This is a genomic window from Bacillus gobiensis, from assembly GCF_001278705.1.
GTDB lineage: Bacteria > Bacillota > Bacilli > Bacillales > Bacillaceae > Bacillus > Bacillus gobiensis.
The window spans coordinates 446,216-465,546 of sequence record NZ_CP012600.1; the positions used below are offsets into that span (position 1 = coordinate 446,216).

Here is a 19,331-nt window from a genome sequence, read left to right on the forward strand (position 1 = left end):
ATGGAAACGTATATATTAGCAATTGATCAAGGAACGACTAGCTCAAGGGCGATATTATTTAACAAAGAAGGGAAAATAGTTCATACCGCTCAAAAGGAATTCAAGCAGTTTTTTCCGAAATCCGGATGGGTTGAGCATAATGCCAATGAAATCTGGGGATCCGTTTTAGCAGTTATCGCATCTGCGCTTTCCGAATCGGGTATAGCGGCAAATCAGATAGAAGGGATAGGAATTACAAATCAGCGGGAAACGACTGTCGTGTGGGATAAACATACAGGTCAGCCGATATACAACGCCATTGTGTGGCAATCAAGGCAAACCTCAGAAATTTGTGAAGAGCTGAAAAATAGGGGGTATAATGATAAGTTTAGAGACAAAACAGGGCTTTTGATCGACGCTTATTTTTCAGGCACAAAGGTGAAATGGCTGTTGGACAACGTTGAAGGAGCAAGAGAAAAGGCGAAAAAGGGCGAGCTTTTGTTCGGTACGATCGACACGTGGCTAATTTGGAAGATGTCGGGCGGAGAAGCGCATGTCACCGATTATTCGAACGCATCAAGAACGTTAATGTACAACATTCATGAACTCGAGTGGGATGACGAGCTTCTCGAAATCCTGGATGTTCCAAAATCGATGCTTCCTGACGTAAAACCGTCTTCGCATGTCTACGCAAAGACGGTCGATTATCACTTTTTCGGGCAAAGCATTCCGATTGCAGGTGCCGCTGGCGACCAGCATGCCGCTTTGTTCGGGCAGGCCTGCTTTGAGGAAGGAATGGCAAAAAACACATACGGTACCGGCTGCTTTATGCTGATGAATACAGGAGAGAAGGCGATTAAATCGGAGCATGGGCTTCTGACCTCGATTGCATGGGGGATTGATGGAAAAATCGAATACGCACTGGAAGGAAGCATTTTTGTGGCTGGTTCAGCGATTCAATGGCTCCGTGATGGTCTGCGAATGTTTAAGGATTCAAAGGATAGTGAAAATTATGCAAAGAGAGTGGGATCAACAGACGGTGTATATGTAGTACCCGCATTTGTCGGACTGGGAACACCGTATTGGGACAGCGACGTTCGGGGTGCAGTATTTGGATTAACAAGAGGCACCTCTAAGGAGCACTTTGTGCGTGCAACCTTGGAATCTTTAGCCTATCAAACAAAAGACGTGTTGGATGCGATGGAGAAGGACTCTGGAATTTCATTAAAGACCCTACGAGTAGACGGCGGCGCGGTAAAAAATGATTTTCTGATGCAATTTCAAGGAGATCTGCTTGGCGTTCCGGTTGAACGTCCGGAAATCAATGAAACAACTGCTCTCGGTGCTGCGTATTTAGCTGGAATCGCAGTCGGCTTTTGGAATGATTCTTCAGAAATCAAAAATCATTGGAAACTTGAAAAAAGGTTTGATTCTAACATGGCTGCGCAGCAAAAAGATGAGCTTTATCAAGGTTGGAAAAAAGCTGTCAAAGCAGCAATGGCTTTTAAATAATTAGATTCCTATGTTATAATAAAAACAAGTTAATAGATCGGTAGGAGATTTGGAGAGACCGCAGAACCGAAGTAAGGAAGCTTACTTTGGGTATTCTGCGGTCTCTTTTTGTTTTCTTGCCGATTAAAGGAGGAAGAAAGCATGGTTTTTTCAGCAATGAACAGGGAGCAAACATTGGAAAATATGACGAAAGAGACGTACGATCTATTCATTATTGGCGGTGGGATTACGGGGGCGGGAACTGCTCTAGACGCCGCATCCAGAGGCATGAAAACGGCATTGTGCGAAATGCAGGATTTTGCTGCAGGAACCTCAAGCAGGTCTACCAAGCTCGTTCACGGAGGCTTGCGTTATTTGAAGCAATTTGAAGTGAAGATGGTAGCGGAGGTTGGAAAAGAACGAGCGGTTGTTTATGAAAACGGTCCGCATGTCACGACTCCTGAATGGATGCTTCTTCCTTTGCACAAAGGTGGGACATTTGGGAAATTTTCCACTTCAATCGGTCTAAGGATTTACGACTTTCTGGCTGGAGTCAAAAAATCGGAGAGAAGAAAAATGCTGAACACTAAAGATACATTGGAAAAAGAGCCGCTCATTAAAGAAACAGGGTTAAAAGGCGGTGGCTATTACGTCGAGTATCGGACAGACGATGCCAGGTTGACGATCGAAGTGCTCAAGGAGGCGGTTAAATATGGTGCAGAAGCCGTCAACTACGCAAAGGCTCAGGAGTTTCTCTATGAAAATGGCAAAGTTGTCGGGGTCGTTATCCAAGATGTAAAAACGAAGAAAACATACAACGTGTATGCGAAAAAAATCGTCAATGCAACAGGACCTTGGGTCGATGAGCTGAGAGAAAAAGACCGCAGTAAAGAGGGGAAACACCTTCAGCATACGAAGGGAGTCCATTTAGTCTTTGATCAATCAATATTCCCTCTAAAACAAGCTGTCTATTTTGATACACCCGATAGCCGAATGGTTTTTGCGATTCCGAGAGAAGGAAAAACATACGTGGGAACAACGGACACAGTATATGGGGATGTACTGGAAAGGCCGAGAATGAGTGTCCAAGACAGAGAGTATATTATTGAATCAATCAATTATATGTTTCCTGATCTTAAGGTGAAAGCCGAAGACGTAGAATCGAGCTGGGCGGGACTACGTCCGCTTATTCATGAAGAAGGTAAAGACCCATCTGAAATCTCCAGGAAGGACGAGATTTGGAGCTCACATTCCGGCCTCATCACGATTGCTGGCGGAAAATTGACCGGCTATCGAAAAATGGCAGAGCAGATTGTAGATGTTGTGAACGACCTGCTTATCAAAGAAGGAGAAAAGGACCACGGTCCCGGCAAAACGAAGTCGATGCCGATTTCAGGGGGACACGTAGGAGGTGCAAAGAACCTGGAGTCTTTTCTCGAGGCTAAAGTAAAAGAAGGCATGTCCATCGGATTGTCAGAGGAAGAAGCAAAACAGCTGGCCAAACGCTTCGGTTCCAACGTCAGTTCGGTATATGATCGGGTACGTATTATGAAAGACGAAGCTGTCTGCCTAGGAATGCCAGCATACGTTCTTGCCCAGTTGGACTACAGCATATCAGAGGAAATGACTACGACCTTAGAGGATTTTTTTATCCGGAGGACGGGTGCACTTTATTTTGACATTCATTGGGTAAACAGCCACAAAGAAGCTGTTGCAGAAGCGATGAGTAGTAAACTAAACTGGTCGCACGAAGAAAAAAAGAAAAATATAGATCACTTAAACACATATCTTCAAGAAGCCGTGCAGCCAAAAGAAGCATGATTCTTCACTGGAATGCTCAAAAGGTAATGCGACTGGCATACTAGTTATGTCGAAATTAGACAAAATCTACTATGTCAGTCTTATTGTGTTTCGTTGTATAATAAAATTGCCAGTATAATGCAGCATCCCTATCAAAACAGATTAGGAATGCAATTATACAGCTTACATATAAAATGAAAACTTCTAAAAAACTGGGAGGGCAAAATATGAGCTGGAATGAAAGTTACGAACGCTGGACAAATGCAGAACAATTAGACCAGGAATTAAAAACACTTCTCGAAAATTTACGAGAAGATGAAAAAGCCCTTGAAGATTGTTTTTACAAGAATCTTGAATTTGGAACAGGCGGTATGAGAGGGGAAATTGGCGTAGGACCGAACAGGATGAATATTTACACTGTTCGTAAAGCCTCTTACGGACTCGCCCAATATTTGATTAAACAAGGAGAAGAAGCAAAAGAAAAAGGTGTCGTGATTGCCTACGATTCTCGTCATAAATCTCCTGAATTTGCTATTGAAGCAGCGAAAACGCTGGCAACAGAGGGCGTAAAGGCTTACGTTTTTGATGAACTGAGACCAACACCTGAATTGTCATTTGCGGTAAGGGAATTGAATGCTGCTGCCGGAATTGTTATCACGGCAAGCCACAATCCTCCTGAATACAATGGGTTTAAGGTTTACGGCGATGATGGCGGACAGATTCCACCGGCTATGGCTGACATTGTCATCGAGCAAGTCAATGCTGTGAAAAATGAACTGGATATTGAAGTGAAATCAGAAGAAGAATTAAAGGAAAAAAATCTTATTGAAATCATCGGGGAAGAGATTGATAGTGCCTTTACTGAAAAACTGAAAACAATCTCTGTGAATCCAAACCTTTCAAAAGAAGTAGACTTAAAAGTCGTGTTCACACCGCTTCACGGCACAGCGAACAAACCAGTAAGACGAGGCTTGTCTGCTCTCGGCTATGACAATGTGATTGTCGTGCCGGAACAAGAGCTTCCTGATCCTAATTTTTCAACTGTTGAGTCTCCAAACCCGGAAGAACACGCTGCATTTGAATATGCGATTAAATTAGGCGAACAGCATGATGCGGATCTCTTAATCGGTACAGACCCGGATGCCGACCGCCTTGGGGTTGCCGTTAAAAATAACGAAGGAAAATACGAAGTATTAACAGGAAACCAAACTGGAGCCCTGATGCTTCATTACTTGCTTTCTGAGAAAAAACGTCTTGGCACCCTTCCTGAAAATGGTGTAGTCGTCAAAACAATCGTGACGAGTGAAATTGGTAGAGATATAGCCAAATCATTCAATCTAGATACAGTTGATACGTTAACAGGGTTTAAATTTATTGGCGAAAAAATCAAAGAATACGAAGAAACCGGTGAATACATCTTCCAATTTGGATACGAAGAAAGTTACGGTTATTTAATTGGAGACTTTGCCCGCGATAAGGATGCTGTCCAAGCAGCAATTATGGCTGTTGAGGTAAGTGCCTTTTATAAAAAACAAGGAAAATCCTTGTACGATGGTTTAATTGAGATTTTTAAAGAGTACGGATATTATAAAGAAGGCCTTAAATCGCTTACGTTAAAGGGAAAAGAAGGTGCTGAGCAAATCGCCACAATTTTAGCGACCTTTAGAAATCAGCCGCCGCTTGAAATTGCCGGCAAATCAGTTGTATCCCAAGAAGATTATCAAATAAGCGAAAAAACGATGCTTGTAAATGGCGACAAAACAGTTATTTCTTTACCGAAATCTAACGTTTTAAAATATTTTCTGGAGGATGGATCTTGGTTCTGCCTGCGTCCTTCAGGAACAGAGCCTAAAGTAAAATTTTATTTTGCAGTTAAAGGTGATTCGCTAGAAGATAGCAATGACCGCCTTGAGAAGCTGCAGGATGCCGTAATGAAGAAAGTGGAAGACATCGTCGCTCAAACTACAACAAAATAATCAGAAAAAATCACCGGCTCTTAGCAGCTGGTGATTTTTTTTCATTCAAAAGTCTTAGAAAAATTCGTTCTAATTGTAAAGGGTAAGAGCTGAGCTAACTTGTTATAATAAGTAAAAAGACAAGTGGAGAGAGAAACCAATGAGTGAAAGCCCTTCTGAATTAAAAACATTAAAGGAAATTGCCGAAACTCTTAATCAAGGGAACGATTTACAAATCGTCTTAAATGAAGTCCTGAAAAAATTGTTGGATCTGACTGGCTTCAAAACGGGATGGATTTTCTTGGTGGCGGATAATGGAACGTTTGAATTGGCTGCTCACTCGGCCTTGCCTGAAGCTCTCTCTTGGGAAAACTGCAGGCTGATGTGTGACAGCAATTGCTATTGTATTGACCAATATTGGAATGGAAGGCTAAAATCAGCGACTAATATTATCAACTGCGAACGTATCTATCATGCAATCAAACAAAAAACTGGCGATACAGAGGGGATAACACATCATGCGACAGTTCCGCTGAGGGATCAAAAAAAGAGATTCGGGCTTCTGAATGTGGCATCTCCAAATAAAAATCAATACAGTGAAAAAGAGCTTGCACTGTTGGAAGCAGTTGCTTTGCAAATTGGAACGGCAGTGAAACGAATCCGGTTAAGTGAGATTGAACAGCAAAATGTAGTACTGAAGGAAAGAAACAGACTGGCTCAGGATCTTCATGACTCTGTTAATCAAATTCTTTTCAGCATAAGCCTGACTGCCAAGGCGGCTCGAGAAACGACACTCGACGAATCTCTTTTGGAGCAGCTCAATTTTATACAGCTTCTGTCACGTGACGCGCTTGCTGAAATGAAGTCATTGATATGGGAATTGCGATCAGAAGGACTAAAAAACGGGATCGTCGAAGCCATCGAAAACTACGCTTCACTCATCGGACTCCCGGTTGAGCTTACTGTAACAGGAAGCATTGCACTTTCAGCTAAAGAAGAAGAGCTTATATGGAGGATCACACAGGAAGCTTTAAATAATTGCAAAAAACATTCACAAGCTGACAAGGCGTTTGTAACGATTATCTCATTGAAGGGGCAGCTCCTTTTGGAAATTGAAGACTTCGGAATCGGTTTTCGCTATGATCCGGACGCTCAAATCCATAGCTTAGGCATAAAAGGAATGGAAGACCGGACCAAAAAATATGGCGGCAAGTTTTCAGTAAAAACAGCAAAAAATAAAGGGACAAAAATTAGAGTGGCTTTGCCGATAATCAGCCCGGAGAAAGAGGAGAAAGGATCATGAAAATTAAAGTTGCGATTGTAGATGACCACCATATGGTGAGAAAAGGCCTGCTTTTTTTCTTTAAAACACAAACAGATATCGAAGTTGTAGGAGAAGCAGCGAACGGCAAAGAGGCCATTGATGTTGTGAGCAGGATGAAGCCTGACGTCGTTTTGATGGATTTATCCATGCCTGATATGAATGGGGTTGAGGCTACAAAGGAACTGCTGAAACGTGATTCCTCCGTCAAAATCGTAGTCGTAACAAGCTACGCGGATCAGGAGCATGTCATTCCGGCGATTCAGGCAGGCGCAAAAGCGTATCACTTGAAGGACGTAGAGCCCGAGGAGCTGTTAGAAACCATTCGTGAAGTGCATCTAGGTAAATCCAAGCTTGATTCGAAAATCATATCACTAGTGTTTGACCACATGTCATTGAATGAAGAGAAAGAAAAAATGAACCTTTTAACAAAAAGAGAAGCCGATGTTTTAAATGAAATTGCAAAAGGCAAAAGCAATAAAGAAATCGCTTCTTCTTTATTTATTACGGAAAAAACGGTAAAAACGCATGTGTCTAATCTATTGTCAAAGCTTCAGCTTTCGGACCGGACACAGGCTGCGCTATTTGCCGTGAAATACCAAGAAAAAGTATAAGGAGCTGGAAAAATGAAAGTAACCGTAATTAACGGAACCCCAAGAAAAAAAGGCAGAACGAAAATCGCAGCTGATTACATCGCCAATACGTACCAAACTGAATATTTTGATTTAAGCGAATATGCTTTGCCGATTTTTAACGGAGAAGAACAACAATATTCTTTAGAAAATGTCACAAAACTAAGAGAAACAGTAAAACAATCTGACGCCGTCGTTTTATTATCTCCTGAATACCACAGCGGTATGAGCGGAGCATTAAAAAATGCGATTGATTTCTTAAGCTTTGAACAATTTGCTCACAAGCCTGTCGGGATCATTGCAGCAGCCGGCGGCGGAAAAGGCGGAATCAACGCATTAACAAACATGAGAACGGTCATGCGAGGAGTATATGCCAATGTCATCCCTAAACAGCTCGTTCTGGATCCAATCAACTTCGATTATGAAAACCGAACGTTAACGGAGGATGCAGAAGCCGGTATTAAGGAAGTAATGGAAGAACTTATAATGTATGCAAAAATGACCGCTTCACAAAAATAAAAGTGAAGAGGATCGGCTGTGAAAGGTAACGACCTAAGACCAGAATATAGATTAAAGACCGCGCGCTACTTGTTCGAGATCGCGCATAAAGTAAGAAAATCGCGCGTAACTCGGTCAAGATACACATAAAATCAGAAAATTGCGCATACCCCGGTCAAGATCGCGCATAAAATCAGAAAACCGCGCGAAACAGGTCGAGATCGTGCATAAAGTAAGAAAATCGTGTATAACCAGGTCGAGATCGCGCATAAAATCAGAAAATCGCGCATAACCAGGTCAAGATCACGCATAAAATCAGAAAACCGCGCGAAACAGGTCGAGATCGCGCATAAAGTAAGAAAATCGCGCATAAAGTAAGGAAATCCGCATAACCCGGTCAAGATCGCGCATAACCAGGTCAAGATCGCAAAAATAATCCATAAATCACAAATAACCAGGTCAAGATCACAAACAAAATCCAATAACCGCAAGTAAACCCGGTCTAGATTAAGTCACAGAAATCAATAAAGCTGGCCTAAAATTTCATTGATATTTAGGCCAGATTTTATCTCTTTATGTTAATATTGGTTCGAATTTTCCCTGTTCTGTCAGTGCATGGTCGATATAATGGAGCAGAGTGTAGAGCGTTTTTTCGACTATGCTGTCGTCTGCCTCGAAGTTATAGGCGTGTAAAAAGTGTTCAATTCGTTTCGATAACAGATCGTCATTCGTACGCACCATGAGAATTAGTAAATTATCCCATTGTGATCGGTGTGTATAATACAATGCTTTGTCGTAATCTGCAATGTCCATACGTTTCCCCTCCTTTGTAGGAGTTGTAATTAGTTTGTGCTTTTTCTCTGCTTTTTTTCGGGGAATAGTTGGATGGGTTGCTGCTCTGCTTTAGCAATTAAAGGCATACATAAAGTGGCGTAATGATTGAATTATTCTTTTGCATGATTTATGTATTTACGGGAACGATAAGAGAAACAACTTTTTGGAGAGATCAATATGAAAAGGTTTCCGTTTGTTCTGACATTGTTTTTCTGCGTTCTTCTTTTAGCTTCTTTTTCCATAAAAAGTTTTTCTGAAGAAGGGCAGTCTGTTGCTTACGATAGGTGGAAAAAGATTGCATGGGGTGCTCTGGAAGATAAATTCAAGGGTTCAAAACTTACGGAATACAAATATATCGGCAGAACTGAAGTCAACAAGGAACAGACAAAGGATGTTTTTCGCGTTACTGTTAAGCGTAACAACGAAACATATTCGGCTCATGCAGAGGTTTATTTTGACCCCTTAACAAAAAATATTATAGCAATTAACGTTTTTCGCTTATAAAAAGCGATACCCGATTCCAATCACGGGTATCGCTTTTTATGTCGATTTTTATTTGCTTTGATCTTTTTGTACATTTCATTTTTTTGGGTTTTATTCATAAACTTAAGGATAAGTCCATATGGGGGGGAACGCTTTTGAATGTGGAGGAAAATAAAGAGCTGCATCAGGCAATCGGACAAATTACGGAAATCGCCAAAGGATTTGGTCTGGATTATTATCCGATGAGATATGAAGTTTGTCCCGCTGAAATTATTTATACTTTTGGAGCTTATGGGATGCCGACCAGGTTTTCGCATTGGAGCTTTGGTAAGCAGTTTCATAAGATGAAGCTTCATTACGATTTGGGATTGAGCAAAATATATGAGCTTGTCATCAACTCCAATCCTTGCTATGCGTTTTTGTTAGACAGCAATTCGTTAATTCAAAATAAACTGATCGTTGCCCATGTACTTGCTCATTGTGATTTTTTTAAAAATAATTGCCGGTTTCAAAATACGAAACGAGATATGGTAGAGAGCATGGCCGCTACAGCTGATCGAATCAAGCATTACGAAAAAATTCATGGAACGAAAGAGGTAGAGTCTTTTCTCGACGCAGTTCTGGCTGTTCAGGAACACATTGACCCTTCCCTAGTTCGTCCAAAGCTTACTTGGAGCATGGATGACGAGGAGCCTGAACAGGAAGAAAAGCAGACCCCCTATGATGATTTATGGGGATTAGACGCACAAAAAACGAGAAGAAGCAAGGAAAAGAAGAAAAAGCTCTTTCCACCAAGTCCGGAAAAGGATATTTTGTTGTTTATTGAGGAGCACTCAAGAGAACTGGAGCCGTGGCAGCGTGATATTTTAACGATGATGAGGGAAGAAATGCTTTATTTTTGGCCGCAGCTGGAAACAAAAATAATGAATGAGGGATGGGCGTCATTTTGGCATCAGCGAATTCTCCGCGAGCTGGACTTAACTTCAGATGAATCGATCGAATATTCAAAGCTGAATGCAGGGGTGGTTCAGCCGTCAAAAACAGGTATTAATCCGTACTATTTGGGGTTGAAGATCTTTGAAGATATAGAGGAACGGTATAATAACCCGACAGAAGAAATGAAAAAAATCGGAGTAGAGCCGAATTCGGGTAGAGAAAAAATGTTTGAAGTAAGAGAGATCGAATCGGATATTTCCTTTATTCGCAATTACTTAACGAAGGATCTTGTCATGAGGGAAGATCTCTATTTATTCCAAAAGCAAGGCAGGGATTATAAAATAGTAGATAAAGAGTGGGAAGGGGTAAGAGACCAGCTTGTCAGCATGAGGGTGAATGGCGGTTTTCCATATTTGATGGTGACAGATGGTGATTATTTAAAAAATAATGAGCTTTTTATTAAGCATGTCTATGAAGGCATTGAGCTCGATTTGAAATATTTGGAAAAGGTTCTGCCCTATTTGTATCAGCTTTGGGGAAGAAGCGTCCATGTCGAAACCATTCTGGAAGAAAAACCTGTGTTATTTTCGTATGATGGCAAAGGAGTCCATCGCCGGTATCTTTAATTTACGATCCTTTCCTCTTCTGAAGCTGCCTGTACACGTTCAGGCAGCTTTGTTTTAGGATGAATTACAGTTACACGAATGCAACCTTTGAAATGAAAATGAAATATTTAACAACCCTAATAAAAAACTTTTTTCTGCGAATTACTAAGTAATTTGTCGCATGAAGTCAAGTCTATTTCTTGTGTAAACGCCTCCTTATAATAGATATGTATTATTACATAGGGAGGAAATCATGAAAAAACATATAATTACAGTTTCTGCTACTGTTTTGTTGGGATCGTCATTATTTGCGGGAGCTGCGTCTGCAGCTAGCGTAAAAGTGAAAAAAGGTGATACATTATGGAAATATTCAAAGACATACGGTGTCTCAGTTAATCAAATCAAACTAGAGAACAAGCTTAAGTCTGACAATATTTATATCGGGCAAACACTGAAAATCAATGAAAAATCAAAAGCGCCATCTAAAGCTCCATCATCGTCTACATACAAAGTTGTAAGCGGGGACAGCCTGTGGAAGATTGCCAAAAAATTCGGCATGTCTGTCAATGAACTAAAGGAAACCAATCGATTGAAAACTGATCTTATTCGGATTGGACAGGTTTTGAAGGTTAGAACGAAAAATGGAGAAAATATTCGACAAGATAATGTTAGTGAATCTGACAAACCAGCTTCGCATTCATCATTGAACACGGACAAGCTTGTCAATGATGCGCGCTCACTCATCGGAACATCGTACAAATGGGGAGGTACGAGTCCTTCCGGATTTGATTGCAGCGGATTCATTTGGTACATCATCAATAAACAAAAAAGCGTGCAAAGAACAAGTACTGCTGGTTATTGGAACATGATGGACAAAGTATCATCGCCTGCGGTTGGGGATTTCGTCTATTTCTCAACTTATAAATCAGGTCCCTCACATATGGGTGTTTACATAGGAGATAACAAATTTATTCATGCTGGATCAGACGGCGTAACGACCAGCGATATGACCACAAGCTATTGGAAACAGCGTTATTTAGGCGCGAAAAAGTTTTAATCAATAAAGCTGGCTCCATTGAAAATGGAACCAGCTTTTTAATCTCGTTAACCTGATCCTAAATAGAAACTAGTTTTCTCATTCCTTGATTAAATGTGGCAATCGATTTTATTCCATGCTGTTTGAGGGTTTGCGAGTTTTGCTCTACGTAATTGCCGAGATCATCGGGAAAATGAGAATCAGAAGATATGGTCATTGGAATCTCATACTGCGCTAAAATTTGCAGAAACAATGGGCTTGGGCACATCTCTTTAACAGGATATCGATAATATAATCCAGCATTAATTTCTGTTGCCGTAGAGGTCTCTTTTAATGCTCTTGCAATTTTGTGATAATAAGGAACTAAACGGTTTTCATCAGGACGATAGTTAAATAGCTTAAGATTGTCGAGATGTGCAAATATATGAAAAAGATTTGAACGTATACCTTTTTCTACTGTTTTGAAAAAACGATCGTACAAATCTTCAAGATTTCGTTCGTCAAATAAAGATTTTGCTTCCGGATTATCAAAGCCCCAGCCATCTAAAAAATGTACAGAACCAATTATGTAGTCCCACTTTCCTAGGGATAAAAGATTATTGAGCTCTTCTTCCCCGCTTTCAAAATAATCAGCTTCTATTCCGATTCTTAATGTTACACCTTTTTCTGCCCAGCGTTCTTTTGCTTGATGTATTGTATTAGTAAAAGCAGATATCGATTGGTTCATCACTTGATGTAACCATGTTTTTTGTAGTGTTCCAAGTTGATCATTACCAAGATGCATATACTTTTCATAATATTGTTTCGTTTCGGTGAAGCGATATAAATGATCAACAATTCCAACTTCTTTGATCCCTTTACGCAATGCTTCAAGCAAATAAAAATCGAGCCAATAGGAAGAATAGGCTCCCTCTTCTAAACGTTTATGCAGTCGCTGCCTGCTGAAAGCAAGCCATTCGACTGTATGTTTTGAAAAAGGAGCGGACTCAAAATATTCAATGGCTTTGTTTGTTCTATCCAGCCAACGCATTGAGTAAGGGCCTTCTTCCAGATGCACATGGTAGTCTACCTTCATTTAGAGCTCCTCCTAAGCTGTAATCCACGTAACTTCATTGTCTATTAACAAGCTTTGCCATTCCTTATCCGGCTGAATGTCGCTTATTATCCAGTTAAATAAGGAAAGCTCCCCTATAAGGTAAAAAGCTTCTTTATTGATTTTTGAATGATCTGCTAATAAATAACTTTCACGTGTAATACTCATCATCATTTTCGAAATTTCAATTTCTTCAATATCAAAATCGCTTACGAATCCTCGGGAAATACCGCCGCATGAAATAAAAGCTTTGTCGACACGAAATGCTTCAAGCATTTGGGCAGTTAAAGATCCTTTTATCGATTGTTGAGATGTATTCAGCATACCGCCAAGGATGATTATTTTCCCGGAAAAAGCTTTTTTCTCCAATCGGTCATTTAAGGCTGAAGCTGCTTTTAATGAATTGGTTACTATCGTCACATTCTCTACATCTTTAATGGCGTGGCATAATTCCAATGTTGTTGTTCCGACGTCTATAATAATCGTATCGTTTGATTCGATGCATTTTGCTGCTGCTTCTCCTATGCGCTGTTTTTCCTGTTGCCTGATTTTTCGTTTTTTTTCAAAAGAAGGCTCAAGCCTCTCTCCTCGAAAAGGAACTGCTCCTCCATGTACACGCTTTATCAGCCTTTGTTCTTCAAGAGAGGCAAGATCACGCCGAATCGTTTCAGGGGTAACCCCCAGTTGTTCAGCAAGAAAGTTAACAAACACTTTTCCTTTATCCTCTAGCTCTACTAAAATAGATTGCTTCCTTTCTTCTGTTAGATGATTCATTGAAAGGAAATCACATCCTCTCTTTCTATGAATAGGGTTTTTTCTTCATTATACATGATTCGTTTATTTGAATGATGCAATTGCTCTACCATGATGGATACTCCGCCTACTTTTAGCTCATAACGAACGATATTGCCTAATATCGTAATGTCCTGTACTTTTCCGTTTATGGAAAAGCAAGCCTTCGAAGATTCGGCATTGAACGCCTCGGGGCGAATTGCAAACGTCTCTCCTGTAAACTCATGCTTTGAATTGAAGATGCAGTCAATCTGAGCACGAGTTAATACGTTATAATTTCCAATGAAGCGAGCGGTAAATTCACTGTTTGGTTTCGTATATAATTCCTCTGGAGTTCCAACTTGCGCGATTTCTCCATTATTCATTAAATAAATCCGGTCTGAGATCGCCATTGCTTCTTCCTGGTCATGTGTGACAAAAATCATCGTAATGCCTAATTTTTGTTGAATTAAACGAAGCTGGGTTTGAAGATTCTTCCGGATTTGGGCATCTAATGCACTTAAAGGCTCATCAAGCAATAATATTTTCGGCTCGACTACAACCGATCGAGCCAGCGCTGCTCTTTGCTGCTGACCTCCAGAAAGCTCATGGGGATAGGCATTCTCTTTTTCTTGTATTCCAACAAGCTGAAGAATAGCTGTTACTTTTTCTTGAATCAGTTCTTTTGACATTTTCAACATTTTTAAACCAAAGGCGACGTTCTCATATACAGTCATATTTGGAAACAATGCATAAGACTGAAAAACCATTCCAACTTGTCGGTCCTTTGGAGGCAAATGTGTAATTGTACGTTCATCAATATTGATATTGCCTTTGTTTGCTGCTGTCAATCCTGCTATTGTTCGCAGAAGAGAAGACTTACCGCAGCCGCTAGGTCCTAAAAGAGTAACAAGCTCGCCTTTTTCAATTGAAAGGGACAAATTCTTTAATACGTTAACGTTACCAAATGATAGGGATATTTTATCAATGGTTAAGTAGCTCATCTGACTTTCTCCTTTTGTTTTGTTTCTTTTTTGAACTAATCCTGATAATGCACCAGCACAATATGACGAGTACGATAAAATATGAAATTACCACTGAGCTAGATAAATGACCGCTTTCATTCATACGCCGGAACAAATAGATTTGAATTGTTTCAAAGCTGCCGCCTACTAATAAATTGGTTAAGACAAATTCCCCAAATAATATGGAGAAAGCCAGTATAGAGGAAACAATAATCCCTGATTTTATATTTGGCAGAATCACACGAGTAAATGCTTTTGTACGTGACGCACCTAAGAGCTCTGCTGCTTCCATTAGTCTGACGGAGTCAACCGATTGTAAACTATTCCGGACACCTTGATACATAAACGGCAAAACTGCAACAAAGAAGGCTCCAGACACAACAATAATCATCGGAATTGTTCCGCCTGCATAGGCACGTATCAGTCCTACCGCTGCCACTACTCCTGGAATGGCATAAGGCATCAGCACAATGATTTTCAATAATCGTTCAAGCTTTGGTAAATACACCGTAATAACAAAAACAGTAGGAACCATAACGAGAATAATGACAATCATCGACCCGACTGTTAATAGAAATGTTCTGGTCATCGCTTCAACAAATCGAGGGTCTCCGTATAGTTCTGCATACCATTTAAACGTATATCCATCTGGCAAGACGGTTTTCGTCCAGCTTGTTGCAATGGAATAAAGAAAGGTTGCAATAAGCGGTAAAGCTAAATACATCATAAAAATCGTTACAGTCACGCGATGCTGCCACACTTTTTTTTTCACTTCATATCCCTCCGAACCTTACGTAATAACCACTCATTTACAAGCATCGCGGTCATCATCAATAATGCAAGGGTAACAGCCAATGCACTCCCAAGCTCAGGTCGTGCATAAATATCGCCTGAAACTAAAGCACCAATCCGAATAGGGAGAAGATTAATTTTACTTCCAACCAGGGCATAAGCAGTTCCATAGGCGCCCATTGCATTGGCAAATAAAATACTAAGTGTGCCAGTGATAGCTGGAAGAATATAAGGAAAACCAATTTTTCGCCAAAAGGTAAAAGTGGAAGCTCCTAATAAAAATGAAGCCTCTTTCCATTTCTCATCAATTCCTTTATAAATAGGAAACAAGAGTAAGACTGCCAGAGGAAGCTGAAAATAGACGTAGATCATAGTTAAGCCCGCCCAAGAATACAAATCAAAGTGTTGGAATAAGTCTATTCCAAACTGCTGAAATAAGAGAGTAAAAACACCGCTGTTTCCAAGCAAAATAATAAATGCAAATGCAAGCGGAACTCCTGCAAAATTTGAAGTCATATTAACAAAAAGCAATAATTTTTCTTGAAATGCCGAATGAAATTTCGTAAAGGAGTAAGCAACAAATGTAGCGATGATTACACCTATTAAGCTAGAAGTAAAAGAGATAATGGCACTATTTTTGAACGATTGATAATAAAAGGGATTGATGAAAATCTCAATATAGTTACCTAAAGTCCACCCGCTGCCATTCTCACCGCTTAAGCTTGCCGAAATCATAGTAACAACGGGAACGACAAGAAACATTGCGATCAAAAGGAAGAATGGCAAAAGTGTAAAGAGGGCGAATTTGTTCATTTTTGGCTTCAATACTATTACTTCCTTTCTTCGAACTGGAGCTCTTTTGCTTTAATCCCTGGCAATGATAGCGGGATCATCGAAGCAGAAGGTTTTATCCGCAGTAATTGGCATGAAATAGGAGCAATCATAAGCTGGGAAATCTCTTCTTCGTAAACTCCAGGTTCGACTTGATCTGAAATGATAAATAAAGGTACGTGCCTTACATCATTTAATGTTCCGCCGTGATTGCCATCATCATTCATTCCATGATCAGCTGTAACGATGATTTGATATCCTTTTTCCATCCATGCAGGAATAACTGTGGCTAGAATGGAATCTGCCATTAAAACACTACCCTTGTATTCTTTTGAATTGGCTGTGAATTTGTGGCCGATATCATCAATATTCATCGAATGTACATATAAAAAATCAGGATGATAAGCGGTAAGCAAGTGATGTGCGTCCGCAAATAAATGAGAATCGGGATAATGGTCTTCAAAATAGAAAATACCGTGCTGAATCACTTTTTCCGGGTTATGCTGAATTCGATCCTCGTGGATGACGAAAGGAGCCCGGTTATACAATTCGCTCACCCAATAGTAAGATGCTGTTGCATTTGTTAATCCATTCCGTTTTGTTAAATGAAACAAACTTTCTTGTTGGGACAGCCTTACTGTTTGATTCGTCGTAATTCCGTTTCTATACGGGGGGGTTCCTGTTAGGAGGACCTCGTATAAGGGCCTGGATAAACTAGGTATTTCTGATTTTACACAGTAACGGGAGGCTAAGCCTTTTTCAACTAAATGTCCTAAATATCCCATTTGCTCAACGGCTGCGTCAAAGCGCAGGCCGTCAAGTATAATCATTGCTAATTTATTATTTGACATGGATAAGAACCTTTTCTTGCCATAATTGTGGAATCTGTTTCGCTGTTTCATCCCACGCCTTAAAATCTTCTACAGGCTTTGCATTTTTGTATTGATCCTTAGGCAGAACTTTTTCTTGCACATCAGCAGGGAGTTTCACATTATCGCGGATAGGACGTGCATATCCTCGTGCTAGATTGATTTGTCCTTCATCAGATAAAATATATTCGCGTGCAAGCATTGCTGCATGAGGATGTTTGGCATTTTTATTAATGACAGTTGTATACCCGCTTACAACGGATGTATCTTCAGGAATCGTCACTTCAAAGCGATTTTTGTCAATTTGATCGCGGTAATTTAATCCATTGAAGTCCCAGACAACAGCTACATCGACTTCGCCTTTTTCTAAGTTGGCAATGGAAGAATCTATAGAAGATAGTCTTCCTTGCTTAGCGATCTGTGCGAAATATTCAAGTCCGGACTCAATATTCTTTTCATCTCCACCTTTAGACATTGCTGCTGCTAGTACAGCAAATTGAGACTGAGTGCCTTTTGTTACATCGCCAATTGCTACTTTATAATCACCATTTAAGATGTCATCCCATGTTTTTGGCGGATTTTTCACGTTATTCTTATCTGTTAAAAATGCGATGGTACCTGTGTAGCCCAAAACCCAGTGTCCTTCATCATCCTTTGCCCATTCTGGAACATCATCCCAATAAGATGTTTTGTATGGAAGTGTTAGTCCTTTATCCTTTGCTAACGGACCGAAGTTAATGCCGACATCTCCAATATCAGCGGTTGCATTCTTTCCCTCAGACTCAAATTTAGATAATTCTTCAGCACTCGACATATCTGTATCCTTATGTTTTAAGCTGTATTCACTTTCAAGTTCCTTCCACGTTTCGCCCCAGTTTGCCCAGCTATCAGGCATTGCAACGCTGGCAACTTCACCTTCCTCTTTTGCTTTCTGAGTGATTTCCTCTAATGATAAATTTTCTGCTACTGCTTTTGTTTCCTCAGTATTTGTTTCAGATTGCCCGCAAGCAGCTAAAAGCGAGGTTGATAGAAGTCCGACTGATAAAATTTTAGTTATACGTTTCATTCGTTTTGTTTAATCCTCCGTTTTATTTCTGTTTTATTTGTTTACATAGATTATTGTAATAAACAAAAGTAAAAAGGGCATTAAACAAACGTAAAAAAACAATAAATAAATGTAAATTAAATAGAATCCGAAGGTTTAACACTGTCATCTCTTACAGGGGGTTGCTTGTAATAGGAGGGAGGCTTGTTGAACAGAGTAGTTTGATAATGTGGGGAAGATGTTTGAATATATTTGTATACGGACAGAAAAACAAAAATAAAGCCTGTATCTAAAAATGATACAGGCATTTACTAGAGTTTATGTTTATTTTTGATACCTTTCTTACAGTCGAATAGGTAATCAGATGATATGAACCATACTATACAATCTATATAGTTCTCGTTACCTCATGATTGATCAGCGTTCCTAAATGCTCACCTAAGCATATTTTTCTCATAACGCCAGGCTCATCAAAATTAAAGATGTGAACAGGAAGGTTGTAATCACGGGCAAGCAGCAGGGCAGACTGATCCATTACTCTGATGTTATTTGTTACAACATCATCGTAGTTCAGATGGCTATACATCTTTGCATCTTTGTCCAGCTTCGGGTCACAGGTAAAGACGCCGTCAACTCCTTGCTTAGCAACTAAAATGGCGTCGCTGTTTGTTTCAATCGCACGTTGGACGCTTGGATAATCAGTCGTCACAAATGGTTGTCCATTTCCTCCGCCAAAGATAACGATATACCCTTTATCGAGGTGATGAACAGCACGTAAGCGGATATACGGCTCAGCAACTGCAGCAACCGGAATTGAAGACATTACACGGACTTCTTTTTCAGTTTTGCTTTTTAACACCCCGCGAAGCATCAAGCTGTTGATTATTGTTCCTAATGTACCGATATTATCCGCTTCGACTCTGTCGATTCCCCAAGCAGCAGCTAAATTTCCTCTGAAGATATTTCCTCCGCCTACAACTACTGAGACCTCAATTCCGCTGTTTACAATGGTTAAGATTTCATTTGCGATATGCTCCAGTCTTAAAGACCCAAAGCTATTACCGTCTTGATCAGCAAGTGCGCCTCCGCTTAACTTAATTAATACACGCTTGTACTGTGTCATCCCGATTCCTCCTGATCATTTTGTTAAGTCCCTTCAATTTTAACGATCCAGAAACCATAAAAAAAGAACTAAAAGTATGTAAATACCTCTAGTTCTTTCGGGAAAAAACGAGTGGAATGCTTCTTTTTTACCAAATTATTTAACAGTTTCATCTCGCTCTCTCCCTTTTTCGATTTTTCTGACTATTTCTTGAATCCAGTGTATATTAAAAA

At 40.1% G+C, this 19,331-nt stretch carries 18 protein-coding genes; 9 read left to right on the forward strand and 9 right to left on the reverse strand.

Features of this window, described 5'->3' with window-relative positions; all coding sequences use genetic code 11:
• From glpK to AM592_RS02220, 6 genes are all read left to right on the forward strand, one after another.
• Window positions 1–1,491: a glycerol kinase GlpK gene (glpK, locus tag AM592_RS02195; protein ID WP_053602259.1), complete on the forward strand. Its 1,491-nt coding sequence runs from the start codon at window positions 1–3 to the stop codon at window positions 1,489–1,491.
• A 141-nt stretch (window positions 1,492–1,632) separates the two neighbouring features.
• Entirely contained in the window at window positions 1,633–3,291 is a 1,659-nt protein-coding gene (locus AM592_RS02200) for a glycerol-3-phosphate dehydrogenase/oxidase (RefSeq protein WP_053602260.1), read from the forward strand.
• 206 nt (window positions 3,292–3,497) lie between these two features.
• Window positions 3,498–5,246, forward strand: coding sequence for a phospho-sugar mutase (locus AM592_RS02205; protein ID WP_053602261.1), 1,749 nt, complete (start codon window positions 3,498–3,500; stop codon window positions 5,244–5,246).
• A 139-nt stretch (window positions 5,247–5,385) separates the two neighbouring features.
• Entirely contained in the window at window positions 5,386–6,528 is a 1,143-nt protein-coding gene (locus AM592_RS02210) for a GAF domain-containing sensor histidine kinase (RefSeq protein ID WP_053602262.1), read from the forward strand.
• 2 nt (window positions 6,529–6,530) lie between these two features.
• Window positions 6,531–7,160, forward strand: a complete 630-nt coding sequence (locus tag AM592_RS02215) for a response regulator (RefSeq protein WP_053605951.1) — start codon at window positions 6,531–6,533, stop codon at window positions 7,158–7,160.
• A 12-nt stretch (window positions 7,161–7,172) separates the two neighbouring features.
• On the forward strand, window positions 7,173–7,697 hold the full coding sequence (locus AM592_RS02220) for an NADPH-dependent FMN reductase (RefSeq protein ID WP_053602263.1): 525 nt from the start codon (window positions 7,173–7,175) through the stop codon (window positions 7,695–7,697).
• 552 nt (window positions 7,698–8,249) lie between these two features.
• Here the strand turns inward: AM592_RS02220 and AM592_RS02225 are convergent.
• On the reverse strand, window positions 8,250–8,489 hold the full coding sequence (locus tag AM592_RS02225) for a YhdB family protein (RefSeq protein ID WP_053602264.1): 240 nt from the start codon (window positions 8,487–8,489) through the stop codon (window positions 8,250–8,252).
• Window positions 8,490–8,687: 198 nt separating this feature from the next.
• On the opposite strand from AM592_RS02225, the gene AM592_RS02230 reads away from it, so the two are divergent.
• The 3 genes from AM592_RS02230 (at window position 8,688) to AM592_RS02240 (ending at window position 11,591) form a co-directional block, all read left to right on the forward strand.
• Window positions 8,688–9,014, forward strand: coding sequence for a DUF3889 domain-containing protein (locus tag AM592_RS02230; RefSeq protein WP_053602265.1), 327 nt, complete (start codon window positions 8,688–8,690; stop codon window positions 9,012–9,014).
• Window positions 9,015–9,148: 134 nt separating this feature from the next.
• Complete coding sequence (locus AM592_RS02235; protein WP_053602266.1) at window positions 9,149–10,555, forward strand: SpoVR family protein; 1,407 nt, start codon at window positions 9,149–9,151, stop codon at window positions 10,553–10,555.
• A 232-nt stretch (window positions 10,556–10,787) separates the two neighbouring features.
• Window positions 10,788–11,591: a C40 family peptidase gene (locus AM592_RS02240; protein ID WP_053602267.1), complete on the forward strand. Its 804-nt coding sequence runs from the start codon at window positions 10,788–10,790 to the stop codon at window positions 11,589–11,591.
• 58 nt (window positions 11,592–11,649) lie between these two features.
• Here the strand turns inward: AM592_RS02240 and AM592_RS02245 are convergent, their stop codons facing one another.
• From AM592_RS02245 to pyrH, 8 genes are all read right to left on the reverse strand, one after another.
• The gene (locus tag AM592_RS02245) at window positions 11,650–12,645 is read right to left on the reverse strand and encodes a histidinol phosphate phosphatase domain-containing protein (RefSeq protein WP_053602268.1); all 996 of its coding nucleotides are present in this window, start codon (window positions 12,643–12,645) and stop codon (window positions 11,650–11,652) included.
• Window positions 12,646–12,657: 12 nt separating this feature from the next.
• The gene (locus AM592_RS02250) at window positions 12,658–13,437 is read right to left on the reverse strand and encodes a DeoR/GlpR family DNA-binding transcription regulator (protein WP_053602269.1); all 780 of its coding nucleotides are present in this window, start codon (window positions 13,435–13,437) and stop codon (window positions 12,658–12,660) included.
• Window positions 13,434–14,438, reverse strand: a complete 1,005-nt coding sequence (locus AM592_RS02255; RefSeq protein ID WP_053602270.1) for an ABC transporter ATP-binding protein — start codon at window positions 14,436–14,438, stop codon at window positions 13,434–13,436. The genes AM592_RS02250 and AM592_RS02255 overlap by 4 nt, the downstream gene beginning before the upstream one ends.
• The gene (locus AM592_RS02260) at window positions 14,419–15,231 is read right to left on the reverse strand and encodes an ABC transporter permease (protein WP_225970319.1); all 813 of its coding nucleotides are present in this window, start codon (window positions 15,229–15,231) and stop codon (window positions 14,419–14,421) included. The genes AM592_RS02255 and AM592_RS02260 overlap by 20 nt, the downstream gene beginning before the upstream one ends.
• The gene (locus AM592_RS02265) at window positions 15,228–16,064 is read right to left on the reverse strand and encodes an ABC transporter permease (protein ID WP_053605953.1); all 837 of its coding nucleotides are present in this window, start codon (window positions 16,062–16,064) and stop codon (window positions 15,228–15,230) included. The genes AM592_RS02260 and AM592_RS02265 overlap by 4 nt, the downstream gene beginning before the upstream one ends.
• 17 nt (window positions 16,065–16,081) lie before the next feature.
• Window positions 16,082–16,933, reverse strand: coding sequence for an alkaline phosphatase family protein (locus AM592_RS02270; protein ID WP_053602271.1), 852 nt, complete (start codon window positions 16,931–16,933; stop codon window positions 16,082–16,084).
• Entirely contained in the window at window positions 16,923–18,017 is a 1,095-nt protein-coding gene (locus AM592_RS02275; RefSeq protein WP_053602272.1) for an ABC transporter substrate-binding protein, read from the reverse strand. Before AM592_RS02275 ends, AM592_RS02270 begins: the two co-directional genes overlap by 11 nt.
• A 367-nt stretch (window positions 18,018–18,384) precedes the next feature.
• The gene (gene pyrH, locus AM592_RS02280; protein ID WP_053602273.1) at window positions 18,385–19,119 is read right to left on the reverse strand and encodes a UMP kinase; all 735 of its coding nucleotides are present in this window, start codon (window positions 19,117–19,119) and stop codon (window positions 18,385–18,387) included.
• Window positions 19,120–19,331: the final 212 nt, after the last annotated feature.